This is a genomic window from Tunturibacter gelidoferens (genome assembly GCF_040358255.1).
Lineage (GTDB): Bacteria > Acidobacteriota > Terriglobia > Terriglobales > Acidobacteriaceae > Edaphobacter > Edaphobacter gelidiferens.
In genome coordinates, this window is sequence record NZ_CP132938.1 from 4,519,920 (window position 1) to 4,542,837 (window position 22,918).

General features: G+C 59.2%; 19 protein-coding genes. 11 read left to right on the forward strand and 8 right to left on the reverse strand.

The window, feature by feature from the left end; translation table 11 throughout:
* Nucleotides 1-5: 5 nt before the first annotated feature.
* On the reverse strand, nt 6-317 hold the full coding sequence (locus RBB81_RS19505) for a hypothetical protein (protein ID WP_183787751.1): 312 nt from the start codon (nt 315-317) through the stop codon (nt 6-8).
* A gap of 174 nt (nt 318-491) precedes the next feature.
* Here RBB81_RS19505 and RBB81_RS19510 point away from each other — a divergent pair, with 174 nt between their 5' ends.
* From RBB81_RS19510 to sixA, 5 genes are all read left to right on the forward strand, one after another.
* On the forward strand, nt 492-1,403 hold the full coding sequence (locus tag RBB81_RS19510; protein ID WP_353071790.1) for a hypothetical protein: 912 nt from the start codon (nt 492-494) through the stop codon (nt 1,401-1,403).
* On the forward strand, nt 1,400-2,062 hold the full coding sequence (locus RBB81_RS19515) for a class I SAM-dependent methyltransferase (protein ID WP_179584813.1): 663 nt from the start codon (nt 1,400-1,402) through the stop codon (nt 2,060-2,062). Before RBB81_RS19510 ends, RBB81_RS19515 begins: the two co-directional genes overlap by 4 nt.
* On the forward strand, nt 2,059-4,230 hold the full coding sequence (locus tag RBB81_RS19520) for a M1 family metallopeptidase (protein ID WP_353071791.1): 2,172 nt from the start codon (nt 2,059-2,061) through the stop codon (nt 4,228-4,230). Before RBB81_RS19515 ends, RBB81_RS19520 begins: the two co-directional genes overlap by 4 nt.
* Nucleotides 4,231-4,243: 13 nt before the next feature.
* Nucleotides 4,244-5,386, forward strand: a complete 1,143-nt coding sequence (locus RBB81_RS19525; RefSeq protein ID WP_353071792.1) for a hypothetical protein — start codon at nt 4,244-4,246, stop codon at nt 5,384-5,386.
* A 73-nt stretch (nt 5,387-5,459) separates the two neighbouring features.
* Entirely contained in the window at nt 5,460-5,993 is a 534-nt protein-coding gene (gene sixA, locus RBB81_RS19530; protein ID WP_179584820.1) for a phosphohistidine phosphatase SixA, read from the forward strand.
* On the opposite strand, the gene RBB81_RS19535 is transcribed toward sixA, so the two are convergent.
* Complete coding sequence (locus RBB81_RS19535) at nt 5,945-7,507, reverse strand: Ppx/GppA phosphatase family protein (protein ID WP_353071793.1); 1,563 nt, start codon at nt 7,505-7,507, stop codon at nt 5,945-5,947. The genes sixA and RBB81_RS19535 overlap by 49 nt on opposite strands.
* Before the next feature lie 135 nt (nt 7,508-7,642).
* Between RBB81_RS19535 and RBB81_RS19540 the strand changes: the two genes are divergently transcribed.
* The 3 genes from RBB81_RS19540 to RBB81_RS19550 all read left to right on the forward strand — a co-directional run bounded on the left by RBB81_RS19540 (nt 7,643) and on the right by RBB81_RS19550 (nt 13,211).
* Nucleotides 7,643-9,850, forward strand: coding sequence for an ArnT family glycosyltransferase (locus RBB81_RS19540; RefSeq protein WP_353071794.1), 2,208 nt, complete (start codon nt 7,643-7,645; stop codon nt 9,848-9,850).
* Between the two features lie 125 nt (nt 9,851-9,975).
* A complete protein-coding gene (locus RBB81_RS19545) occupies nt 9,976-11,931 on the forward strand; it encodes an ArnT family glycosyltransferase (protein WP_353071795.1) in 1,956 nt (651 codons plus the stop codon).
* Nucleotides 11,932-12,035: 104 nt separating this feature from the next.
* Complete coding sequence (locus RBB81_RS19550; protein WP_353071796.1) at nt 12,036-13,211, forward strand: glycosyltransferase; 1,176 nt, start codon at nt 12,036-12,038, stop codon at nt 13,209-13,211.
* Nucleotides 13,212-13,266: 55 nt separating this feature from the next.
* On the opposite strand, the gene RBB81_RS19555 is transcribed toward RBB81_RS19550, so the two are convergent.
* Nucleotides 13,267-13,668, reverse strand: a complete 402-nt coding sequence (locus tag RBB81_RS19555) for a MerR family transcriptional regulator (RefSeq protein ID WP_353071797.1) — start codon at nt 13,666-13,668, stop codon at nt 13,267-13,269.
* Between the two features lie 118 nt (nt 13,669-13,786).
* Between RBB81_RS19555 and RBB81_RS19560 the strand changes: the two genes are divergently transcribed.
* The gene (locus RBB81_RS19560) at nt 13,787-14,806 is read left to right on the forward strand and encodes an SDR family NAD(P)-dependent oxidoreductase (protein ID WP_353071798.1); all 1,020 of its coding nucleotides are present in this window, start codon (nt 13,787-13,789) and stop codon (nt 14,804-14,806) included.
* Between the two features lie 115 nt (nt 14,807-14,921).
* On the opposite strand, the gene RBB81_RS19565 is transcribed toward RBB81_RS19560, so the two are convergent.
* The 5 genes from RBB81_RS19565 to dnaK all read right to left on the reverse strand — a co-directional run bounded on the left by RBB81_RS19565 (nt 14,922) and on the right by dnaK (nt 20,232).
* Nucleotides 14,922-16,172, reverse strand: coding sequence for a J domain-containing protein (locus RBB81_RS19565; protein ID WP_353071799.1), 1,251 nt, complete (start codon nt 16,170-16,172; stop codon nt 14,922-14,924).
* Between the two features lie 49 nt (nt 16,173-16,221).
* Nucleotides 16,222-17,124 carry an Fpg/Nei family DNA glycosylase gene (locus RBB81_RS19570; RefSeq protein ID WP_353071800.1) on the reverse strand — a complete coding sequence of 301 codons (903 nt, stop codon included), beginning with the start codon at nt 17,122-17,124 and terminating at the stop codon, nt 16,222-16,224.
* A complete protein-coding gene (locus RBB81_RS19575) occupies nt 17,117-17,767 on the reverse strand; it encodes a hypothetical protein (RefSeq protein WP_348641513.1) in 651 nt (216 codons plus the stop codon). Before RBB81_RS19575 ends, RBB81_RS19570 begins: the two co-directional genes overlap by 8 nt.
* 156 nt (nt 17,768-17,923) lie before the next feature.
* Nucleotides 17,924-18,094, reverse strand: coding sequence for a hypothetical protein (locus tag RBB81_RS19580; protein WP_353071801.1), 171 nt, complete (start codon nt 18,092-18,094; stop codon nt 17,924-17,926).
* A 221-nt stretch (nt 18,095-18,315) separates the two neighbouring features.
* A complete protein-coding gene (gene dnaK / locus RBB81_RS19585; protein ID WP_183787742.1) occupies nt 18,316-20,232 on the reverse strand; it encodes a molecular chaperone DnaK in 1,917 nt (638 codons plus the stop codon).
* 360 nt (nt 20,233-20,592) lie between these two features.
* On the opposite strand from dnaK, the gene RBB81_RS19590 reads away from it, so the two are divergent.
* A complete protein-coding gene (locus tag RBB81_RS19590; RefSeq protein WP_353071802.1) occupies nt 20,593-20,874 on the forward strand; it encodes a hypothetical protein in 282 nt (93 codons plus the stop codon).
* A 196-nt stretch (nt 20,875-21,070) separates the two neighbouring features.
* Nucleotides 21,071-22,657, forward strand: coding sequence for a DHA2 family efflux MFS transporter permease subunit (locus RBB81_RS19595; RefSeq protein WP_353071803.1), 1,587 nt, complete (start codon nt 21,071-21,073; stop codon nt 22,655-22,657).
* The last annotated feature ends 261 nt before the right edge of the window (nt 22,658-22,918 follow it).

The window sequence follows — 22,918 nt, forward strand, 5'->3', positions numbered from 1 at the left end:
TTCCTTTACCAAACTCTGCCGTTGTTCTTGCCGTTGCCGTCGCCGTCGCTTTTTCTTCTGCTTTTCTTGTTGTCATCCCCGAAGGGGATCTGCTTTTGCTCTTTGTCGTTGCACGTTCTCCCATCACCAGACAATCGCCACCCTAAGCGATGGTCAACCAAGACCTGCGCGCTCACCAAAAAACCTGTCAAGCCCCAAAACCACGAAAACCCGCGCCAATCCAGCACATTCACGTGGCGTATTAGTTTCACGCCAACAGCTATAATGAATGAATAAGCAAAGAGAAAAACCCCGGAAACCACCGGGGTTTTCGACATTAAACCGTAACCCCTTTGATTGGACGAATTTACCCGCAACCCTTTTGGAATGAAGATTTTGCAAAGGGCAAAAAATCGTAAATATTTGAAAAAAGGTAGTTTACGGTAGGGTACCCCCCGGGGGGACCCCCCAAATTCCACCCCCAATCGCACAACCAATGGCATCAGAGACTAATGGAAAGGACCAGACTGACGGTGACGACAGCGACCCAAACCCCACCCCACACCGCCACTCTCAGCCACCAAGCCACATCTCCCAGGAATCCCCTCACCCTCTGGCATCTTCTCTCCCTCGATGCCCCCACAGTAGCCGCCCTTTGGACCTGGTTCATCGCCTCTGCCAACCACCTCCATCTACCAGCGGTCAGTATCGTAGCCATGTTCCTCGCCGTCTGGATGCTCTACGCCGCCGACCGTCTTCTTGACGCCCGCCTCATCGGCACATCAAACAACGGAAAGCTCGAAGCGCGCCACTACTTCCACAACCGACACCGCCGCTCCTTCCTCGCAGGCATCCTCTCAGCCTCCATCGCGCTTGCCGTTCTCCTACCCCGGTTCGAAGCCGCAGCGATCCAGCTCTATCTCATCCTCGGCGGCCTGCTCTGCGGCTACTTCATACTCATTCACGCCACCAGCAGCGCTCACCGTCTCCCAAAAGAGATCGCCGTCGGCCTCTTCTTTGCCGCAGCCACCTTTATCCCTACCGTAGCTCGCCGTCCCGACCTCCGCATCTCCCTGCTCCCGCTCGCGATCCTCTTCGCTACCGCGTGTAGCCTCAACTGCCTCTTCATCTACGCCTGGGAACACAGCTCTCTTCCGCAATCCGATCATCAGGCACACGCCGCCACTCATCTGGCCCTCCGCAACCTTCCCCTTCTCACCACCGGCCTCATCTTCCTCAGCGCCGCCCTCACCCGGCTCGACCACCAGGCTTCCTGGCCAATCCCATTTGCGATCGCCGTCTCTGCCACATCCCTTCTCCTTCTCCATCGCCGTCGCCACCACACAGGCCGGCTCGCCCTCCGCAGCCTCGCCGACCTCGCCTTCATCACTCCGCTCCTCCTACTCCCCTTCCTCCCTCGATGACGACCGCCCAACCCAACTTCGATCTCATCGCACGCCCCTATCGCTGGCTCGAATACATCACCCTCGGCCGCGCTCTCGAAGACTGCCGCCTCCATTACCTTCCAAGCCTCCTCAAGCGCAAGCAAGCCCTCGTCCTCGGCGATGGCGACGGCCGTTTCCTCGCCCAACTCCTCGCCGAAAATCCTCACCTCCGCGCCGATGCGATCGACACCAGCGCCGCCATGCTCCTGCTCCTCCGTAAACGCTGCGAAGCCCTGGCCCCCAACGCATCCACCCGCCTCAAGACCCACCAAGCCAACGCACTCACCTGCCCACTCGACGGACCCTACGATCTCATCGTCACCCACTTCTTCCTCGACTGCCTCACGCAGCCCGACCTCGAGAATCTAGTCAACCGCATCGCACCAACTCTCGCCCCGAAAGCCCTCTGGCTGGTCTCTGACTTCCACATCCCCAGCGGCCCCATGCGTCTCCCTGCAAAGGTCCTCGTCCGCACTCTCTACCTCGCCTTCCGCATCCTCACCGGGCTCCGCACCGCTCGACTCCCCGACCACGCCACCTCCCTCCAGCAAGCAGGCCTCACTCGAATCGCACATCGACACCGACTCGCCGGCATCCTGGTCACCGAACTCTGGCAGTTCAACCCGGCCACTCCATGAGCCCCTCGACGACGGAGCACAAACTTTTTCCTCGCCAAACCCACAACCACACCTACAATCCCGGTATGCCGCGCACCCAACCGTTCCTCGTCGCTGCACTCCTTCTACCGCTCGCCGTCCAGGCCCAAACAACTCCACAGCCCAGCATCGCCACCAACTCCCCCGATGGCAAACCTCTCTCCACCCGGGTCGTCGCCTACAACATCGACGCCAAACTCGACACCGGTAAAAAGACCCTCGACGCCACCGAGACCCTCACCTACAAAAACCTCACAGGCCAGCCCCTCGCTTCAATCCCCTTTCATCTCTACCTCAACGCCTTCCGCCCCGAGTCCACCTTCACCAGCGAAACCCACTTCACCGGCGGTGTTCGCGGCAACGAAGACGATAACGACTATCCCGCGGAAGAGCGCGGCAGCATCACCATCTCCCACATCGAGGCCGACGGCTACGGCGACCTCACCACAGCCATGCACTTCATCGCACCCGACGACAACAACGCCGAAGACCACACCGTAACCGAGCTCAGCCTCCCTCACCCGCTCGCGCCCAACGACTCCATCACCTTCCGCCTCGACTTCCACGACGTCTTCCCTCTCTCCGTCGCGCGCAACGGCTACAAGCGCGACTTCATCATGGGAGGCCAGTGGTATCCCAAGCCCGGCGTCTTCTGGCACGGCGCCTGGAACTGCCACCAGTACCACTCCACCACAGAGTTCTTCTCCGACTTCGCCACCTTCCGCGTCTCACTCACCCTCCCGCGCCGCTACGTCGTCGGAGCCAGCGGCATTCCCACGGGTGAAGCCATCAACCCGGACAACACCAAGACTCTCAGCTTCTACGGCGAAGACATAGGCGACTTCGCCTGGGCCGCCAGCCCGAACTTCACCATCACCGATGGCACCTATCTTTCTTCCCTCGGCCCGGTAAAGATCCACGTCCTCGCGCTCGCCGCCCATCCCAAAGCCGGTGCTCGTTACCTCGACATCATGCAGAAGACCCTCGCGCAATATGACCATCGCTACGGGCCCTATCCCTATAAGATCATCACCGTCATCGATCCCGAACCAGGCTCCGAGATCGGCGGCATGGAGTATCCCACTCTCTTCACTGGCGACACCTCCTGGTACGATCCCACCTACCTCACCGAGCAAGCTGCCGAGCACGAGTTCGGCCACCAGTACTGGTACGGCATGGTCGCCACCAACGAGTTCGAAGATGCCTGGCTTGACGAGGGCATCAACTCCTACACCGAAGTTACGGTCATGAACGCGATCCTCGGCTCCCAGAACTCCGTCTTCGGACGTTCCTACGCGAACTTCAGCGACACCGACCTCCGTCGCCTCGACTACAGAGCCAAACCTGACTTCGATCCGGTCACCCGCTGGGCCTTCAAATTTCGTGACTTCTTCTCCTACGGCGGCATCACCTACGGTAAGTCGGCGACACTCCTCGCCACACTCGAAGGCCTCATCGGTCGCGACACCATGGAGGAAGCGATGCGCACCTACTTCATGCGCTACCGCTTCACCCATCCAACCACCGAAGACTTCCTCCGTACCATCGAAGAAGTCGCCATCAAAAACGGTCGCGCAACCGCCCTCGGAGGCACAGTCATCAATCCTTCAACTCAGACCGCGCGTCATGCAGACACGCCCCAGTTCATTCCGCAGACCGGCCTCGCCGCCGTCTTCAACGCTCCGAGCAACTCTCAGGTTGTCCCCATCTCAAGCCTCCGCCCCTACTTCAATCAGGCCGTCTACGGAACGCAAGTTCTCGACTACACCGTGGATCAAGTCTCCTCTGATCCAGTCAAGTGGTGGCTTCCCGAAACTAAAGACAAGAAGCAGATCCAATACCTCTCCACGGTCTACCTGCATCGCAAGGGCGACTTCACCCTTCCCGTCACCGCCGAGATCGCCTTCGACGACGGCACGCGCCTTCGCGAACACTGGGACGGCCTGGACCGATGGACCAAGCTCACCTACACCCGCAACGCCAAGATCGTCTCCGTCGAGATCGACCCTGACCACGTCATCCCACTCGATAAAGACCTCTTCAACAACAGCTACGTCACAACACCCAACAACATCCCTGCACGCAAGATCTCCAATATCTGGCTCAACGTTCAACAACTTCTAGCCCAACTCTCCTCTTGGATGGTGTGAGTGCCTGGATCGTGTGAGTAATCGTCCGACAAAGCCCAAGCCCCGCAACACGAATCAGGAGTTCCGCCACATGCTCGAACGCCGCAACATCTTCCTTCACGGCCTCTTCCTGACGTTTCGTCGCTTCCCGGCGGTCCTGTGGGCCTACGTCTTCAATCTCGGCCTCGCTCTACTCTTCACCGTTCGCCTCCATAGTCAGTTCAGCTCCATCATGGATCACTCCATGGCCGCACAACGACTCATGGGCGGCTTCGACCTCGGCACAATGGGCGAAGCCTTTCTCCGCCTTCAAGACGGTCCCTCAGGCGGCAGGACGGAGTCCTACTCCGCTATTCCCCTCTATCTCCTCGTGTATTTCTTGCTCGTGCCCGGAACCCTCTACTGTTACCAAACCAAGAGCCCTGCCCGCCTTAGTACTCTTCTGCACCAGGGCCTGCTCCACTTTTGGAGATTCTTCCGAATCACTCTCCTCACCATCCTCATCTCGACGCTCATCCTCGGCCCTCTCGTCTTCCTCCAGTCCAAGTGGGCTGATCACGTTGACAAACACGCGGTCGAACGTCATGCCTTCTTCGCAACCCTTATCGGCTACATCCTCATCTTCCTCGTAGCCTCCATCCTTCGTCTCTACTTCGATCTCGTCGAGGTCTACACCGTCCAATTAGGTCTGCATCTGCGCCACAACGGCAAGCCAGACCGCCGCGTCCGCCGCGCCCTTGCACCCGCGGGGCGAACCCTCCGCGCTCACTTCTCGCAAGCGTGGCCCATCTTCCTCTTTCTCACCCTGCTCGGAGCGGCCGCCGTAATCCTCACCGCCCGCGTCTCGATGCACATGCTCGCCCAGCCGCGAGTCTGGCCAATGTTTCTGCTCGCCCAATCAGGCCTCTTCGTCTTCTTATTCACCCGCTTCTGGCAGCGCGGAGCCGAAATCTCCCTCGCGCTCCAGAACCCCATCTTCACCCCCTCTCCCTTGCCGATCCTTCCAATCGTTGGCACGGTCAACCGCATCGACCCTCTGCACCCCAATCACTCCATACCAACTCCGCAGTCCGCCCTGCCCCTCGACCCGATCCCAAACCCGGAACCCGCCTCACCCTCGCTCGACGAACCAGATCCCGGAGTCTTCCATCACGATCCAGCCAAACCACCGCATTAGTCCGGGATCTCACCACACGTTCACCGCCCGGCCATGTTCCAGAAACAACACTGCGATAGAATGTGAATAGATTATGAATTTGTATATTCTTCGCCATGCCAGTGCCGGCCTTCGCCGAGCCAACCCCCTTCTCGACATGAAGCGTCCGCTCGATAAAGAAGGAAAAAAACACAGCCTACAACTCGCCTACGTGCTCAATGCATTGAACATACAGTTCGACCTCATCGTCTCAAGCCCGCTGAAGCGCAGTCTCCAGACCGCCGCTATGATCGGCACCGAGACCGGTTACGAGGCGCCGATTCAACAATCTGACGCACTGGCCCCCGCCGCCACCGTAAAAGACTTCCAAAAGCTCCTTCGCGAGCTCTCCAATCGCGAAAACGTTCTCGTTGTGGGCCATAACCCCAACATATCTGTCTTCTTAGGCTCCCTCCTGGTGCCCGCCTCAAGCCCGGAAGCCAAGATCCGCCTCCGCAAGGGGTCCATTGCCCGTGTCGTCCTAACCCGCGGCCCTGCCACCCTGCAAGCCCTTTTGGATCCTCGTACCGTCCGCGCCCTCTACGCCACCTCAACGAAGAGCTCCCGCCGGAAGACCTCGCGGAAGTAAGCCGCTTCCTTCTTCAGCGACCAGGCCTCTAACTCTGCCCCGCCGCGCCCCGGCACCAGCTCCAGCAGCACCCGCTTCGGATACACGTGGGTCTTCATCTGGAGTACCGCGCTGGCCCGATCCTGATTCAGCGCTACCGCCAGCCGCAGCAGGACCACCGCCCGCGTAACGTTGGCATGCTCTTCCACAGGAATCCATCGCATCGGCCGGTCCAGCGGATCCGGCCGGCTCTTCCCCATATAACGAGCCACGGCGCTCACAATCATTCGCTGCTCTGGAGAAAATCCGAAGATCTCCGAGTTCGCAATAATGTACTGCGTATGCCGGTAGTGTCCCTGGTGGTTCATAAACTTGCCGACATCCTGCATCATCGCCGCCGCCTCAAGCCACAGCCTGTACTCCTCCGGCAGCTCATGCACTCGTGCCAGCGCATCGAATAGCTCCACCACATGTTGCCGTACCGGCTCCACCTGCCGCTGTTCGATTCCATATCTCTCGCAGACCTCCAGCACTCCCGCCCAACGCTCGCTCTCAATCTTCTGGTGTACCGAGGTCCGTAGATCCACCTCCGCCAGCATCTGCGCCAACATCCCATCCCGCAGCCCCAGCGGCGAGTAGCGAAAGCCCTTCAATCCCATCTTTTCCAGCAGGCTCGCATACACCAGCGACCCGCCAATAATGATCTCCGACCGCCGCGGACCGATCCCCGGAACAGCCTCCCGCTCCGCATTGTTCATCTTCGCCAATCGATCAGCCAGCCTCCGCACATCCGGAGTATCCGCAGTCAACGCCCCCACGCGCTCCAGCCGCTTCTTGGCCAGCGTCTTCTTCACCGTTCTGCCTATGCGAACATGACCGCTCGCCTCCGCCAGCGCCGACGCCGTCCCCGAGGTCGCAATCACCAACCCCACCCTCGGCGTCCCCAGCTTCTTCTCTGCCCGCTTCAACTCGCGGTCGATGAACTGTTTCAACCGTGCAACATCCTCCTTCGACGGCGGATCGGTTCGCAGAAACTCCTCCTGCAGCCGTACCGCGCCCAATGGCATGCTCACCATCGTCTTGATCCGTCCACCATCGGAGAGCGTCACCTCACAGCTCCCGCCACCCAGATCAATCAGCAGGCAACGACCCCGTGCCCCGACCTCATGCGTCACCACCCCCAAATGAATCAACCGCCCTTCCTCGAGCCCCGAGATCACCTCAACGCTCCATCCCGTCGTCGCCTTCACCCACTCGGTAAACGCCGCGGCATTCCGCGCATCCCGCATCGCGCTCGTCGCCACCACACGGACCTTATCCGCCACATGGAGCTGTACCGCTTTATGAAACCGCTTGAGCGCCCGAATGGTCGCCGCCATCGCCTCCGGTGAGATCACTCCGGTCTGAAAAACACTCTCCCCCAGTCGTGTAACTTCACGATCTTCGTGCAAAGTCTTCAATCGGTGCATCTGAACCGTAGCAATCTTCAACCGGCAAGAGTTCGACCCAATATCGATCGCGGCAAACGTAGGCATATTTCGAAATCACCTCAGGGAGTAAAAATCCCACCACCAGCAGATTACATCCCGCGATCCATTCTCTGGATCCGGCTGGCTCGTGTCAGCAGCTCACCCTCTCATCCATTTATGCTTAGAGAGCCTCACAAAATCATGATCACAGACACAGCACTAGAAACAATCGCCGAACCCAGGGCCTCCCTCGACTCCTGCACCCCCCGACGCTCCACAGCCCTCCTCGCTCTGACCGGCCTCTGGCTCATCATCTTCTTCGCAGCCCTCTTCTCTCCCCCGCTGCTCGATGATGCCGACGCCACCCATGCGGACGCAGCTCGACACATGGTCCTCTCCGGCGACCTCGTTACCCTCCGCGTCGACGGCATCCGTTATCTCGAAAAGGCACCGCTACCCTACTGGCTGGGGGCACTCAGCTTCCGACTCTTCGGATTCAACACCTTCGCAGTGCACCTTCCGCAGGCAATCGGCGTCTTTCTCCTGGCTCTACTCGGTTATCAATGGGCCTATCGCGCCTTCAACCCCCGCACTGCCTTCTACACCGGCCTCGCAACCCTCACTACAGTCGGCGTCTTTCTCTTCACCCGCTACTACATTCCCGAGGTCCTGCTCTCGCTCTTCCTGGCCCTCGCCCTCTTCTGCCTCCTCCGATCGCTCGTTCCCCAAACGAGTCAGACAATGACAGCTCAACGGCCACTAAAGATCGACCCTGCCTCTTCCAACGCCGAAAAAATAGTAGCCATCGCGCCCGGAGTCCAGCCGAGTAGAGAGGCTTCCTCATCTTTCTCTCCAGCTGTCTATGCCTACGGCATGTGGACAGCTCTCGCTCTGGCTGTCCTCACCAAAGGCCTTGTAGCTCTCGTTTTCTTCTTTGGCACAGCCATCGCCTACCTCGCTCTCAGCGGGGAGTACAAAAACTGGCGCAGTCTCAAGCCCTTCACAGGCATCTTGCTCTTTCTCGTCATAGCAGCGCCTTGGCACATCCTCGCCGGCCTGCGCAATACCGGCGGTATGAACGGGCACGGCTTCTTCTGGTTCTACTTCATCAACGAGCACGTTCTCCGGTTCCTCGGTCGCCGTTATCCCAAGGACTACAACAAGCTACCGGGCTACCTCTTCTGGAGCCTTCATCTCGTTTGGCTCTTCCCTTGGTCGCTCTTCTGCGGAACCTTGTGCCGCCAGGCCTACGTCGCCTTCCAGCGCTATCGCGTCTCGAACCCCGCTCCCGCAGACGAAGCAAAAACCTTCTACTGGCAGCCCTACGCAGTCGTCGTAGTTGGCCTCGTTCTGCAAAACGCCCTGAAAGTCCCTTACATCTTCACCCTCTTTCTGGCACTCATTCTCTTCCTGCTCCACGGCCTCCGTCGCAGACAGTCGCACTCTCCCTCTGGCACTCCGCTGATCAGCGTCGAGACCTTCGCCCAGCGCAGCACTCTCGTTCTAAGCCTCTTCGCCTCACTCGTCCTGGTCTTCTTCTCCCTTTCCACAAACCAGGAGTACTACACCTTCCCCGCCTACCTCGCGATCATCATCCTGCTCGCCGCCGCCCTCAACCGCGCCGAGCAGACCTTCGCCGCCGACCGATCCTCCCGTCTCTGGATCATGGTCGGCCACGCCACCCTCACCGTCCTCGGCATCGCCATTGCCATCACCCTCGCCTACGGCCTCTGGACCTCCCGCCACCTTCCCTTCGTTCCCGACATAGGCGACCTTCTCGCCCATCGCGGTGTCGGCGACTACACCCTCTCCATGTCAGGCATCTTCGATCTCACTGGCCCCAGCTTCGCCGCGCTGCGCCTTCCAGCCGCACTCGCCGCCATCGCCTTCCTTATCGGTCCCTCGGTCGCGTGGCTTCTTCGTACCCAGCGCAGGCACCTCGCCTCAACCGTGGCCGTCGCCGTCACCGCTACCACCTTCTTCATCGCAGCCCACATCGCCTTCGCCCGCTTCGCCCCCATGCTCTCCTCCAAGAGCTTTGCCGACACAATCCAGCATCTCGAAGCCAGTCACGCCATCTCCCCTGAAAACAAAGTCATCTTCTACGGTGACCAGTCCTACGGATCCTCGATCACCTTCTACCTCGGCCGTCAGATCGACCTCGTCGACGGCCGTGCCTCCTCCATGCTGTTTGGCGGCACCTTTCCCGACGCACCACCCATCTTCCTAACACCGCAGGATCTCCTGAACATCTGGAGGCAAGGCGAACGCAAGCTTCTCTTCGTCCCTCTCGATCAACGTGGCGCAGTCGATCGACTCCTCGGAAACCACAAAATCCTTCTCTTCGAAAGCTCTGGCAAGGCCCTCTACACCGATCGTCCCCTCGAGAACTCAGGCAGGACTCCCTGATCCGAACCGCGGCAATCCTTAAATCACAGCTCATCGCAGCACGGGGTTTATCTGGCAAAGCGTCTAACAGTAAAAGCCAAAAACCGCACACGCAGAACAAACCAAAACCCGACGAAGAAACCCTAGTGCACGAGACCTCTCCCCATAACGCCAGACCGCGCCGCCTCTGGAACCCGGTCTCTCTCGCCGTCATCTTCTTTCTCTGGCTCATCCTTCAGATTGGTGGCCTCTTCAGCCCCGGCCTCCTCGACGATGTCGACTCCATCTACATCGAGATCGCCCGCGAGATGCTCCAGCGCCATGATTTCGTCACCCCCTACATCGACGGCGTTCGTTTCTTCGATAAGCCTCCCCTGATGTACTGGATGGCAGCCGGCTCCATGCACCTCTTCGGCATTCACGACTGGGCCGCACGCCTTCCTCTAGCTCTCGCGGTTCTCGCACTGCTCCTCGCCGTCTACGCCCTCGGCATTCGCCTCTTCACAACGATCTCTCCGGCCGAAAACCCTGATCGCGGAGGCTTCTACGCTGCCGTCGCCATGGCCACCAGCATCGGCCCCTACCTCTACACTCGTTTCTACATTCCAGACATTCTCATCGCTCTCTGGATGACCTTCGCCGTCCATCTCTTCCTCATCGCCCTGAATCGCGTCCAACCAGTCCGCCTTCAACCAGGTTGCACCTCATCGGCCTCCCAGCCGCAAAAATCATCCCTCCTGCCATGCCTCTCGTTCGCCGCCGTCATGGCCGCGAATGTCCTGACCAAGGGCCTCATAGGCCTCGTCTTCCCCATCGGCTTCGTTCTCCTCTACCTGGCTTTCACAAAACAACTTCGCGCCCTCCTGAAGCTCCACCCTCTTCCCAGCGCGTTGGTCTTCCTCTCACTAGCGGCGCCCTGGCACATTCTCGCCGCCCTCCGCACCCCGGCGATCCCCCTCCCCGCGAACCTGGGCCTCCCTGCAACCGGCGGCTGGGCCTGGTTCTATCTCTACAACGAGCACATCGCCCGCTTCCTCTCCAAACGCATTCCCCACGACTACGGCCAAACCCCTCTCTTGCTCTTCTGGGTTTATCTCGCCATTTGGATCACGCCTTGGACGGTCTTCCTGCCCGGAGCTATCGCCGGCCATATCCGAAACCTCCGCCACCGCGCGGCCAGCATCACCACAAACACCCTCACCCTTGCACGCGAACACGAAGCATCGCTCTCCCTTCTTCTCTGGTCTCTCCTCGTTATGGGTTTCTTCTCCCTCTCAAGTCGCCAGGAGTACTACTCCATTCCCGCGATTCCCGCCCTGTGTCTCATGGCCGGCGGGCTCCTCGCTCGAGCCGACCAATCTCCAAACTCCATGCCAATCGGAGTCGACGCAGCGAAGAGCGCCCTCCGCTGGCATCTTTACCTCCTCGTCCCTCTCACTACGGTCATCGCTATCGCCTGCGGATACTTCGCCCTCACCGCACCGCACCCGGCCCCCGGCGCCGACCTCGCATCTCTTCTCAACTCCAACCCGGACTTCTACAACCTCTCTCTCGGCCATCTCTTCGACCTAACCGGAGACGCGATGGGACTATTCCGCGCACCACTCACCGCCGTCGCTCTCAGCATGCTTGGCATCGGCATCGGCAGTTACCTCCTGCGCCGCCGCTCCTTCACCTACGCCGCTAATCTCGTCTTGGCCGCAGCCATGACGGTCTCTCTCCTGGCCGCACACGAGGGCCTCGTCCGCTTCTATCCCATCCTCGGTTCGAAGGACCTTGCCCTCGCCGTCAACCAGGAACTTCGTCCCGGCGATCGCGTCATCATCGACGGCTGGCTCTCCTCAGGATCTTCCATCCTCTTCTACACCGGCCAACAGGCAGGCCTTGTCAACGGGCGAATCTACGGTCCCTGGTACGGCTCCTTCTGGCCCGACGCTCCACCGATCTTCGGCACCGACGACGGACTCCGCCAAGCCTGGACCGGTTCCCAACGAATCTTCCTACTCACCTTCAGCAAGCAACGTGCCGCCGACCTCGCTCGCTTCGCTCCCGTTCACCTGCTCGCAACAGAAGGCGGTAAATTCATCCTCTCCAACCGCTGATTGTCTCGCAGCCACCGCTTCAACAGACCCCGCATAAGACCACAGTACCCCCCGAATCCCCGCAGTGGCACAACAGGACACGAGCCGATATCCTTATAGAAGCCATGTCTCCCATCCTGCTCCTGATCGCTCGAGGTGCCCTCATAGTTGGCATCTTCGGCACCCTGACCTCCGGAGTATCTTTTCTTCTCGCCTTCCTGGGCGGCCTTCACTTTCGCTCACGTCGCAACGATCAGGGCAACTACTCCCCGCCGGTAAGCATCCTCAAGCCCCTGCACGGCAAGGAGGCAGGACTGGAGGAAAACCTCGAGAGCTTCTTCACCCTCAACCACCCGGAGTTCGAACTCATCTTCTGCGCAAGATCGCTCTCTGATCCCGGAATCCTCTGCGCTCAGGAGGTCGCTCGTCGATTCCCATCCATCCCCACGCGTTTTCTGGCCTCGGGCGAGCCGCTCTGGCAGAATCCCAAGACCTTCTCCATGTCGCTCCTGGTCGAAGCAGCGAAGCACGAGGTCATCCTCTTCTCTGACAGCGATGTCCGCGTCGGCCCATCCTACCTTCACGAGATCCTGCAGCCTCTCGCCGATCCAGCCGTAGGGTTGGTCACCTGCGCTTTTCGGGGCCAACCAGCAGGAAACAGCTCACTCCTGACCGCGCTCACCCAAACTGTCGAATTCTCCAGTGGAGTCCTCACCGCAAATCTACTCGAAGACATCAAGTTCGGACTCGGCCCAACTCTTCTCACTCGAAAGGCCTTGATCCGCGAAATAGGAGGTCTCAAAGACATGGGAGATCTGCTCGCCGACGACTTCTGGCTCGGCAACCGGATCGCAGATAAAGGCTACAAAGTAACCCTTTCCACGACCATCGTCGATCACTTCATCAACTACGGAAGCATCATCGGCGGATTGCACCACCAGATCAGCTGGATGAAGAACACTCGCTGCTCCAGACCCGCCGGACATCTTGGATCCGGCCTCACGTTCGCCATGCCGTTCGGCATCATCGGCTTCCTCTCCGCACTCGCCATCGGACGACCCGTGATCGGCTTCTGGCTTCTGTTTGCCGCGCTCGTCAATCGCTGGCTTCAGGCCCTGCTCGTCGGCTTCGTCATCATGCGCGACAAGCTTTCTCTCTCTTTCTTCTGGCTCTACCCACTCTGCGATCTACTCGGCTTCTACAGTTGGGCGGCCAGCTACTTTGGACGAGAGATCGTCTACCGCGGCGAGCGCTATCGCATCAACCCAGGCGGCGTCCTGGTTCGCCTTGGTCCCTTGTAACGCATTCACTGTCCACTCGACACACGGCCCCAACCGACCCGTTCCAACGCTGTCCTCAGCTGCCTCTCTTATCCTTCCGCCCAGGAATCACCACCTGCCTACGCATTGGAACCAAGCCAGCGCCCGGCGCCTGCTGTTGCTGCATCCGCGTCAGCATCTCCGTCCGGACATAGTCGACAAAACCCTGCATCTGTCGATTCATCTCCTCCATCCGCTCCCGCATCTGCAACACAATCGCAATTCCGGCAATATTCACCCCAAGATCCCGCGCCAGGTTCAAAATAAACTCCAGCCGCTCCAGATCCTCATCGGTATACAGCCGCGTATTTCCTTCACTTCGCGACGGCCGCAGCAACCCCTCCCGCTCATACAACCGCAGCGTCTGCGGATGAATCTCGTACATCTCCGCCACCGACGAGATCATGTACGCGCCCTTGGTCTTCCGCTTTGTCGCCATAGTCCCAACCCCTGAAGTCCCAACCCTGATCAGATGCCTTACCGAAGTCTAGCTCTTCACGACATACGCAAGTCAAACAAACTCCACTATGCTCCGGATCAGCATCTCACCTACAACTATGAAGACCTCCAGAGCCTTACGTCACGCCACGCAAATTCTCACCGGAATCGCCGCCATCGCCGCAGCCCGCGCCTTTATGCCTCACACCGAAAAGCGCCACCGCAGCCGAGTCGTTCTCATCACCGGCGGCTCCCGAGGCCTGGGTCTTGCTCTCGCGCACCGCTTTGGCAAATCCGGCGCAAAACTCATCCTCGTCTCCCGAAACTCCGACGAACTCACCCAGGCTCGTGACACCCTCCTCTCCCACAACGCCGTTCAGCATCCCGACGACATCCTCCTTTTACCCGCCGATCTCACCGACGCCGCCCAGGCAGCCATGCTCGTCGACTACGCCGTTGGCTTCTTTGGCCACATCGACATCCTTATCAACAATGCCGGCGTCATCGAGGTCGGCCCCGTCGAAAACCAGCCGATCGCCGCCTACCGCCGTGCCATGGCAACCAACTTCTTCGCAGCGCTCTACACCACCAACGCCGCTCTTCCTCACCTGCTCCAACGCAACCCCATGTATGGTGATGCCGCCATCGTCAACATCGCCAGCATCGGTGGCAAATTCGCTATGCCTCACCTGCTTCCTTACGTTGCCAGCAAGTTCGCCCTGGTGGGCTACTCCCAAGGGCTTCACGCCGAACTGCGCCACAAGGGTATTCGCGTCACCACCGTCTGCCCGGGCCTCATGCGCACCGGCGGAGCGGTTCATGCGAACTACACTGGACAGGCCAAAAAAGAGGAGCGCTGGTTCAAACTTGCCGCCAAAACTCCCATACTTGCAGCCTCAGTCAACCGCGCCGCCAACAAGATCTACGACGCCGTAACCGCTGGCCGCGCCGAGATCACCATAACCCCACAAGCTTGGCTCGCGGCCCGCATAGCCGGTCTCGCCCCCGAAGCCACTCAGTACCTCGCAAGCCTTGCCAACCAACTCCTCCTGCCGGCCCCCTCCGGCAACAACGAGGTTCCGCTCGGTTTCACCGTGAAGGTGTCGGCACACAAAGCCAGCGAGGTATTCGAAACATAATCAAAATCACACCAAAGCCGACCTGACAACAAATAATCCCGCATCCAATTACGAGAAAAGGGGCTGATCGAACCAAGATCAGCCCCGCCTTCAAAACAAACGCACATTCAGTTCATCAAACCGCCGTAAACAATCCGTCCCGCGGATCTTCCGGATTCAACTTCGCCAACTCCCGCAGGATTTCCTTGCTCCGCTCATCCTGCACCTTCGGCACCACGATCTTCACCTCCACAATCTGATCGCCCCGCACTCCCTCCCGCGAAGCCGAAGGCACTCCCTTCTCTCGCAGTCGCAACTTCTGCCCCGTCTGGGTTCCAGGAGGAATCTTCAACTGCGTCCTCGCCCCACCCTCATGCGTATCGATAGTAGGCACTTCAATCTTCGCTCCCAGCGCAGCCTCCGTCATCGTAACCGGAACGGTTACATATATGTCATCCGCGCTCCGAGTAAACACCGGATGCGTCCCCGCCTTGATAATCAAAAACAGATCCCCGGAAGGCCCACCATTAATCCCGGCATTTCCCTTTCCCGCCAGCCGAATTCTCTGGCCATCGCGCGTCCCCGCCTTGATGCGAAACTCGAGCGGCTCCCTCTTCGTCACCACTCCCTCACCATCGCACGTCGGGCACGAATTCTGCACCTTCCCCGACCCGCCGCACCGTGGGCATTGAATATTGAACTTCATCCTCCCACCCATCTGTGTCACCTGCCCAGACCCATGGCACTCCGGACACTCCACACTCCCGCCCGTAGTCGACTTACCCTTGCAAGTCGGACAAACCTCCTGCCGCTGAATCTCCAGCCGAGTCACGCCACCGCGCACCGCCGTCCAAAAGTCCACACTCACCTGATACTCAAGATCGGTCCCCGGCTGCGGCCCGCGCGAAGCCTGCTTCCCGCCATTGAACATCCCGCTGAAGATGTCCTTGAAGCTCCCGCCAAACCCACCACCCTGCTCCTGCTGCGCCGATCGTCCGCTCTGAAAATCCGAAAAATCGAACCCCCCAAAGTCGAACGGAACCTCCTGACCCGCTCCCCGGCCTGCGCTTGGACGCCCGCCGCCATATCCAGCAGAAGATGCACCGCCGCCATAGCCGCCACGAGCAGCTGCCTCCGCCGCAGCCGGATCGATATTGTCCGAGTAAAACCCAAACTGGTCGTAGATCTTCCGCTTCTTCTCATCACTCAATACATCGTTCGCCTCAGAGATCTCTTTAAACTTCTCTTCAGCTTTTTTGTCATTCGGATTCACGTCCGGGTGATACTTCCGCGCAGCCTTCCGAAACGCCTTGCGAATCTCATCTGCCGTCGCCGTCTTCTTCACGCCCAGCGTGCCGTAGTAGTCTTTCGTCTGTGTCGTCGCCATAATCTTCTTCCATTCTCTTACCAATGCGCCTCACGCGCATCTCTAAACCTTACCCAACCTTCTCCTCAGGTGCCGCTTGGCAAACCGGACACCAGAACAGATTCCGTCCCGCCATTACCTTCGTCAAAATCTTCGTCCCGCTAATCCAACAGGGCCGCCCCTGCCGGCGATACACATAATGCGCCTCTTCCTTCAGCACCGGCCCACTCTTATGTGGCCGATCCTTAGGCTTCGTCGTCACAATCCTCCGGTCAACCATCCCCGCCTTCATCAACACGCCCGCCTCCTTCCATATCGACCGCAGCGTGCGCTCCTCTACCTCCTTCCCCGGCGTAAACGGACTCAGCCTCGCCCGAAATAGCAACTCCGCGCGAAAGATATTCCCAACTCCCGCCACCACCGATTGATCCATCAGCAGCTCACCAATCGCCTTCTTACTCTTCGCAATCCTCGCAACCATCTTCTCCGGGCCGTCTCCATTCAGCGGATCGGGCCCCAGCCGCTCCAGCAGCGCATCCCACTTCGCCTGCGAATAGATCGAGCAGTCCATCGGCCCGCGCAGCTCCACCCAAGCCACCTTCGCCGCCTCGATGTGTCCAATCCCATCGTCATCCGAGTACCACGCATGCCGCTTACTCACTCCCGGAGCAGCCGGCTTCTTCACGGCCGCCTCATTCCACATCCGCAATCGCAGCGCGCCGCGTACATCAGGCAGCGGCCCGGAGCCCTCCGTAAAGTCCCCTTGCAAGCCAAGATGCACATGCAGAATCAAGTCCTTTCCAAAGTCGTACCCCAGATGCTTCCCCACAGCCAGCACCCGCCTCAGCTTTCGCCCATCGATCATCCCCGAATCAACAAACCGCCCCTGCGGCCCATCCACTCGAACAGTCTTCCCCGCAAATGCCGCAGCATGCCTCTCGGCCCATCGATGAATCTCATTTCCCTCAGGCATCGTCTCTCAACCTCGTCGCAGTCAACTGTGTCTGATGGCGCCGCCGAATACGCCGCGGCCGCCCACTCGTCTTCAACTCATACTGGTAGTGCTCAATAATGCGCTCCGGAGTCCACAGCGCCCAGTGCTCGCCCTTCTGGGTCTGCATTCTGTCCATCTGAATCTCATCCATCTGACGCATCATTTTCTGCAAATCTCTATAGTGCTCTGTATAAGAGCTCTCTTCACTCTCTATCAGAGGCTGCATATCCACATAGACCGGCTGCGCCCACTCATAGAATGTGTGCCACACGTCATATACATCCAGGTGTCCCTTCTTCACCAGCAACGACAGGTGTTCATAAAAATCCAGCACCTCGAACGCGCTCACCGGAGGCTCCTCCACCGTCCAGGGCTTTAATCCCTCATCGTCCAGCCGCGACTCCGCAAGCCTCCGCCTTACCGCGACAAACTTCTCCGACAAAAAGAAGCTCAACTGTTTCTCAAGGTTCTCAACTGCGCGGTAATCCCGCTCATGCCGCAGTTGCAAACCTGCATAAGAGATAGCCGCAACACTCGTAACTACCAGAGCTGCCGTTGCCACCGCCTGAACCGCCTCCCAATTGACCACCAGGTGTCCTCCAGCCTCCTTTGATGCATCCACGCAGGATCCCATCTAACCGCTGCCCATAAACAGCGAGGACGACGGCCAACGCACTTGAAGTCGCGCCTGCCTTCGTCCTCACCAACTGCTTAATCTCGATCTCCTACCAGTACCAGGAAGCACGTCGGCTCATTTCAACCGCGCTTCATCCAAGCATTAGTTCCAAACCTGCCGTGCCTCAATCGCCTCAATCTGAAACATCTGGTCCGGCTCCATCTGCTGCATCCGCTGGGCGAACTGCATCGCTTCTTCCTTGGTGTCGAACATCATCCGGTTGTACAGCCGGCCTGCTCGAACCTGGTCGCACTTCCACATCGTCTCGGTCATGGTCTTCCCTCCAAGCAATCGATTGAGTTCCAGGTTCTCCATCCAAAACGTCTCTGCGTACCTATCTTCGCTTTTTCCCTTGCTCACTGCTACACACCTTTCTGGTGATAGACGCACTCTACACGCCAATCGCCGTCAGCCGGCCTGATAAAAAGGAGGGGCACCCCGTCAGGAACGCCCCTCACCTTTATTACGTCAAAACCAGACCTTCCGGATTACACTTATTTCTTTTCATCGACGTCGACGTACTCGGCATCGATCACGCCTTCATCCTTCTTCGGCTCTTCATGAGATTCGGTCGTGCCTGTCGCACCATCGGTCGGTGCTGAAGCTGCTGAGGCCTTGTACATCGCCTCAGCCAGCTTGTGGCTAACCGTAGTTAGACGATCCTTCGCAGCATTCAGCTCAGTCGCACTCGGCGAGCCAGCCAGAGTCGTCTTAGCCTCAGCCAGCGCCGTCTCAACCTCGGTTTTGTCCGACGCCTGAACCTTATCGCCCGCATCCTTCAACATCTTTTCGATGTTGTAGACCAGCGAATCCAGTCCATTCCGCGCCTCAACCGCATCGCGCTGCTCTTTATCTTCAGCAGCATGAGCCTCGGCATCCTTCGCCATCCGCTCAACCTCTTCCTTGCTCAGGCCCGACGAACTCGTGATCGTAATCTTCTGATCCTTACCCGTGGCATTATCCTTCGCCGTCACATTAAGAATGCCGTTCGCGTCGATGTCGAACGTCACCTCGATCTGCGGCACGCCACGCGGAGCCGGAGGAATTCCAGCCAGCTTGAACTTGCCCAGCGTCCGGTTCTGCGCCGCCATAGGTCGTTCCCCCTGCAACACATGCACCTCAACCTCAGTCTGCGAGTCGGCCGCCGTAGAAAATGTCTCCGTCTTCTTCGTCGGTATCGTCGTGTTCCGGTTGATCATCGCCGTGGCAACACCGCCCATCGTCTCAATCGACAACGTCAGCGGAGTCACATCGAGCAGCAGCAGGTCCTTCACCTCGCCAGCCAGAACACCAGCCTGAACCGCCGCACCGATCGCTACAACCTCATCCGGATTCACACCCTTATGCGGCTCCTTGCCGAACAGGTCCTTCACCAGCTGCTGAATCTTCGGCATACGAGTCTGACCGCCGACCAGAACCACCTCGTCGATCTTGCTTGCGTCCACACCGGCGTCCTTCATCGCCTGCTTGCAAGGTCCAATCGACCGCTGCAGCAGATCATCGACCAGCGACTCCAGCTTCGCACGAGTCAACTTCCGCACCAGGTGCTTCGGCCCACTCGCATCGGCAGTAATAAACGGCAGATTGATCTCCGTCTCCTGCGCCGTCGACAACTCGATCTTCGCCCGCTCCGCAGCATCCTTCAGCCGCTGCAGCGCCATCTCGTTGCCCTTCGAGTGCAGATCAAGCCCGGTCTCCGACTTGAACTCCGCAATCAACCAATCCACAATGCGCTGGTCGAGATTGTCGCCGCCAAGGTGTGTATCGCCATTGGTCGACTTCACCTCAATCACGCCTTCGCCAACCTCGAGGATCGAGATATCGAACGTACCGCCGCCGAAGTCATAGACCGCAATCGTCTCGTCCTTCTTCTTATCTAGCCCATACGCCAGCGCAGCCGCCGTCGGCTCGTTCACAATGCGCTTCACATCAAGCCCGGCAATCTTGCCGGCATCTTTCGTCGCCTGACGCTGTGCATCGTTGAAGTAAGCCGGAACCGTAATCACAGCCTCGGTCACCGAAGTCCCCAGATAATCCTCCGAAGCTTTCTTCAACTTCTGCAGAATCATCGCCGAGATCTCAGGCGGCGTGTACTCCTTGCCCTGCGCCACAATGACGATGTTGTCGCCCTTCGCCACCACCTTGTACGGCACCATCTTCATCTCATCGCCAACCTCGTTCAACCGGCGACCCATAAAGCGCTTGATCGAATAGATCGTGTTCTCCGGGTTGGTAATCGCCTGCCGCTTGGCCACCTGGCCCACCAGCCGCTCCCCGCCCTTGGTAAACGCAACCACCGACGGAGTCGTCCGGCCACCCTCTTCGTTCGGGATCACCTTTGGCTCGCCACCTTCCATCACCGCCACACATGAGTTCGTTGTTCCCAAGTCAATTCCAATAATCTTCGCCATCCCAAATCCCCATTCCGGGCGCACAGCCCATCAACATTTTTGACCTCTTAAGAATCTCACCTTGAGTCACTTATTGTCAACTATTCTGATGTACCTAGCCACTCTTAGGATTCAGAACCCTTACCCCTTCTTTCAAATAGCTTTAGATCCCCTTCAGCCATTACAAAAGAACCGAAACCTGACCCCAAAATCCTCTCGAAGAACCTCCAGTCCCCCACAGCTACTTCCGATAAACCAAACACGTGATCCGCCAAAACATCCCGGCGCCCTCACCCAATCGGTCCCTCGAAGGTGTCATTGTCGCCCTTGATGCCCCCGGTTACGCTTCCTTCAATTAATGCATCACTTGGAGCTCTGCTCATGCCTTCCCTTACTGCAAGCCGCACCGCACGCCGTCTTTTGAAAGTCGCCTCCCTGGGCCTCGCAGGCCTCCTAGCCGGTCTTCTCTCGGGTTGTAACGCCACCGAAGACTCCCCCAACATCTCGACCACCACCTACACCTGGTCCACCCACCTCCCCAAGAGCCTCGACGCCGTTCAAGTCCCCCCACTCCGCCACTCCCCCTCCACGCGGAGGCTTCAGATTGGCTCTTATCACAACGTCTCCCAGTCGATGGGCCCGATGGGCCGCAACCCCTCCTAAAGTCCGTCGACACAGAACCGGCAGCTCGAGCGCCGGATAACCATAACCAACAAAGCGCGGCAGGCTCCATCCAACGGGCCTGCCGCCTTTTTTTGCGCCGCTAACCGCACGCGGGAACTCGAAATGCATCCATCAACTCCTTTTTTGCCTCTATTTAGGAGACAATCACTGCACCCAAGGAACCCCTCTAAAGACCATGGCCTCGGCTGCGACCGCACCACCCGATCAATCCGCTTCAGTCACCCAGGGTGTGAACCCCTGGCTCATCGCCGCCTCGGTCATGCTCGCCACGTTCATGGAGGTGCTCGACACCGCCATCGCCTCGGTCGCCCTTCCCTACATTGCCGGCTCCCTCTCTGCCTCGAACGACGAAGCCACCTGGGTCCTCACCAGCTACCTCGTCGCCAACGCCATCGTTCTCCCCGCGAGCAACTGGTTTTCCCTCAAATTCGGCCGTAAGCGCTTTCTCCTCTCCTGCATCGTCATCTTCACCGTCGCCAGCTTCGCCTGCGGAGCAGCTCCCACCCTCGGCATCTTGCTGCTCGCCCGCATCGTTCAAGGCGCAGGCGGTGGCGCCCTGCAACCTCTCTCCCAGGCCATCCTCCTCGAATCCTTCCCACCCTCCAAACGCGGAGCTGCCATGGCCGTCTTCGCCTTCGGAGTCGTCGTAGCCCCCGTCCTCGGACCCACCCTCGGCGGCTGGCTCACCGACACCTACTCCTGGCGCTACGCCTTCTACATCAACATCCCCATCGGCATCATGGCCATTCTCATGATCAGCCGCTTCGTCCACGACCCGCCGTACATCAGCAAAGCGCGAGTCCCCGCCTTCGACCGCTACGGCTTCGCCGCCCTCGTCGTCTGGACCGGCTGTCTCCAGGTCGTCCTCGACAAAGGTCAGGAAGACGACTGGTTCGGAGCCACCTGGATCCGCTGGGCCGTCTTCTTCCTCGTCACATCTTTTATTTACTTCTGCTGGCACTGCTGGCGCGACAAAGACACCATCGTCGACCTAAAAGTCCTCAAAGACCGAAACTTCCTCCTCGGCTCGATCCTCATCTTCATGTTCGGCGTTGGCATCTACTCCACCGTCACCGTCCTGCCACTCTTCTATCAGGAGCTCCTCGGCTACACCGCCTTCACCGCTGGCCTCGTCGTCGCGCCGCGCGGCATCGGCGCCGTCTGCGGCATGCCCATCATCGGTTACCTCTCCAACAAAGTAGACCCGCGCTATCTGCTCACCTTCGGCTTCTTCACCTTTGGTCTCACCACCCTCTACTTCGGCAACGTCACCCTCGACATCTCCCCCACCACCCTGCTCCTCCCCATCCTCATTACCGGCTTCGGTCTCAGCTTCATCTTCGTCCCCATCAGCACCGCCGCTTACGGCACCCTTGATGCAAAACAGATCGGCAACGCCAGCGGCCTCTTCAACCTCATGCGCAACGTCGGCGGCTCCATCGGGATCTCCATCGCCTCCACCCTGCTAACCCGACGCTCCGACGTCCACCAGAACGAGATCCTCAACTCGGTCCCCCGCACCGGCCAGCAGTTTCAAAACTCCCTCGGCAGCATGACCCAGTTCCTGACCAACCCCTACGGACAGTCGAACGCTGCCGATCCCGCCCAGGCCTCCCTCTATCAGCAGCTCGGCCGCCAGGCCTCCCTCTGGTCCTTCGTCGACGTCTTTCGCTGGCTCTCTCTCCTCTGCTTCTTCTGCGTCGGCATCGTCTGGCTCTTCAAAAAAGTAAAACCAGGCAAGCCCCCCGCCGGCGCTCATTAGCTCATGGTCACTCTTCACCGGGTCACTCCAACCCTATCCGCCAGCCACAAAACAGTTCGCCTTTGCGCTCTCCAGGACACACCATCCGCCTTCGGAAGCACCTCCGCCCGCGAATCTCAATTCTCTGAAACCGACTGGCATAGCCGCGCCGCCAATCTCTGCACCCCACAATCGATCGGATACCTCGCATATCATCAGGACGAGTATTGCGGCATCGCCTGTGGCTTCCTCGATCAACAAGTCCGCACAGCGCCGAACTCG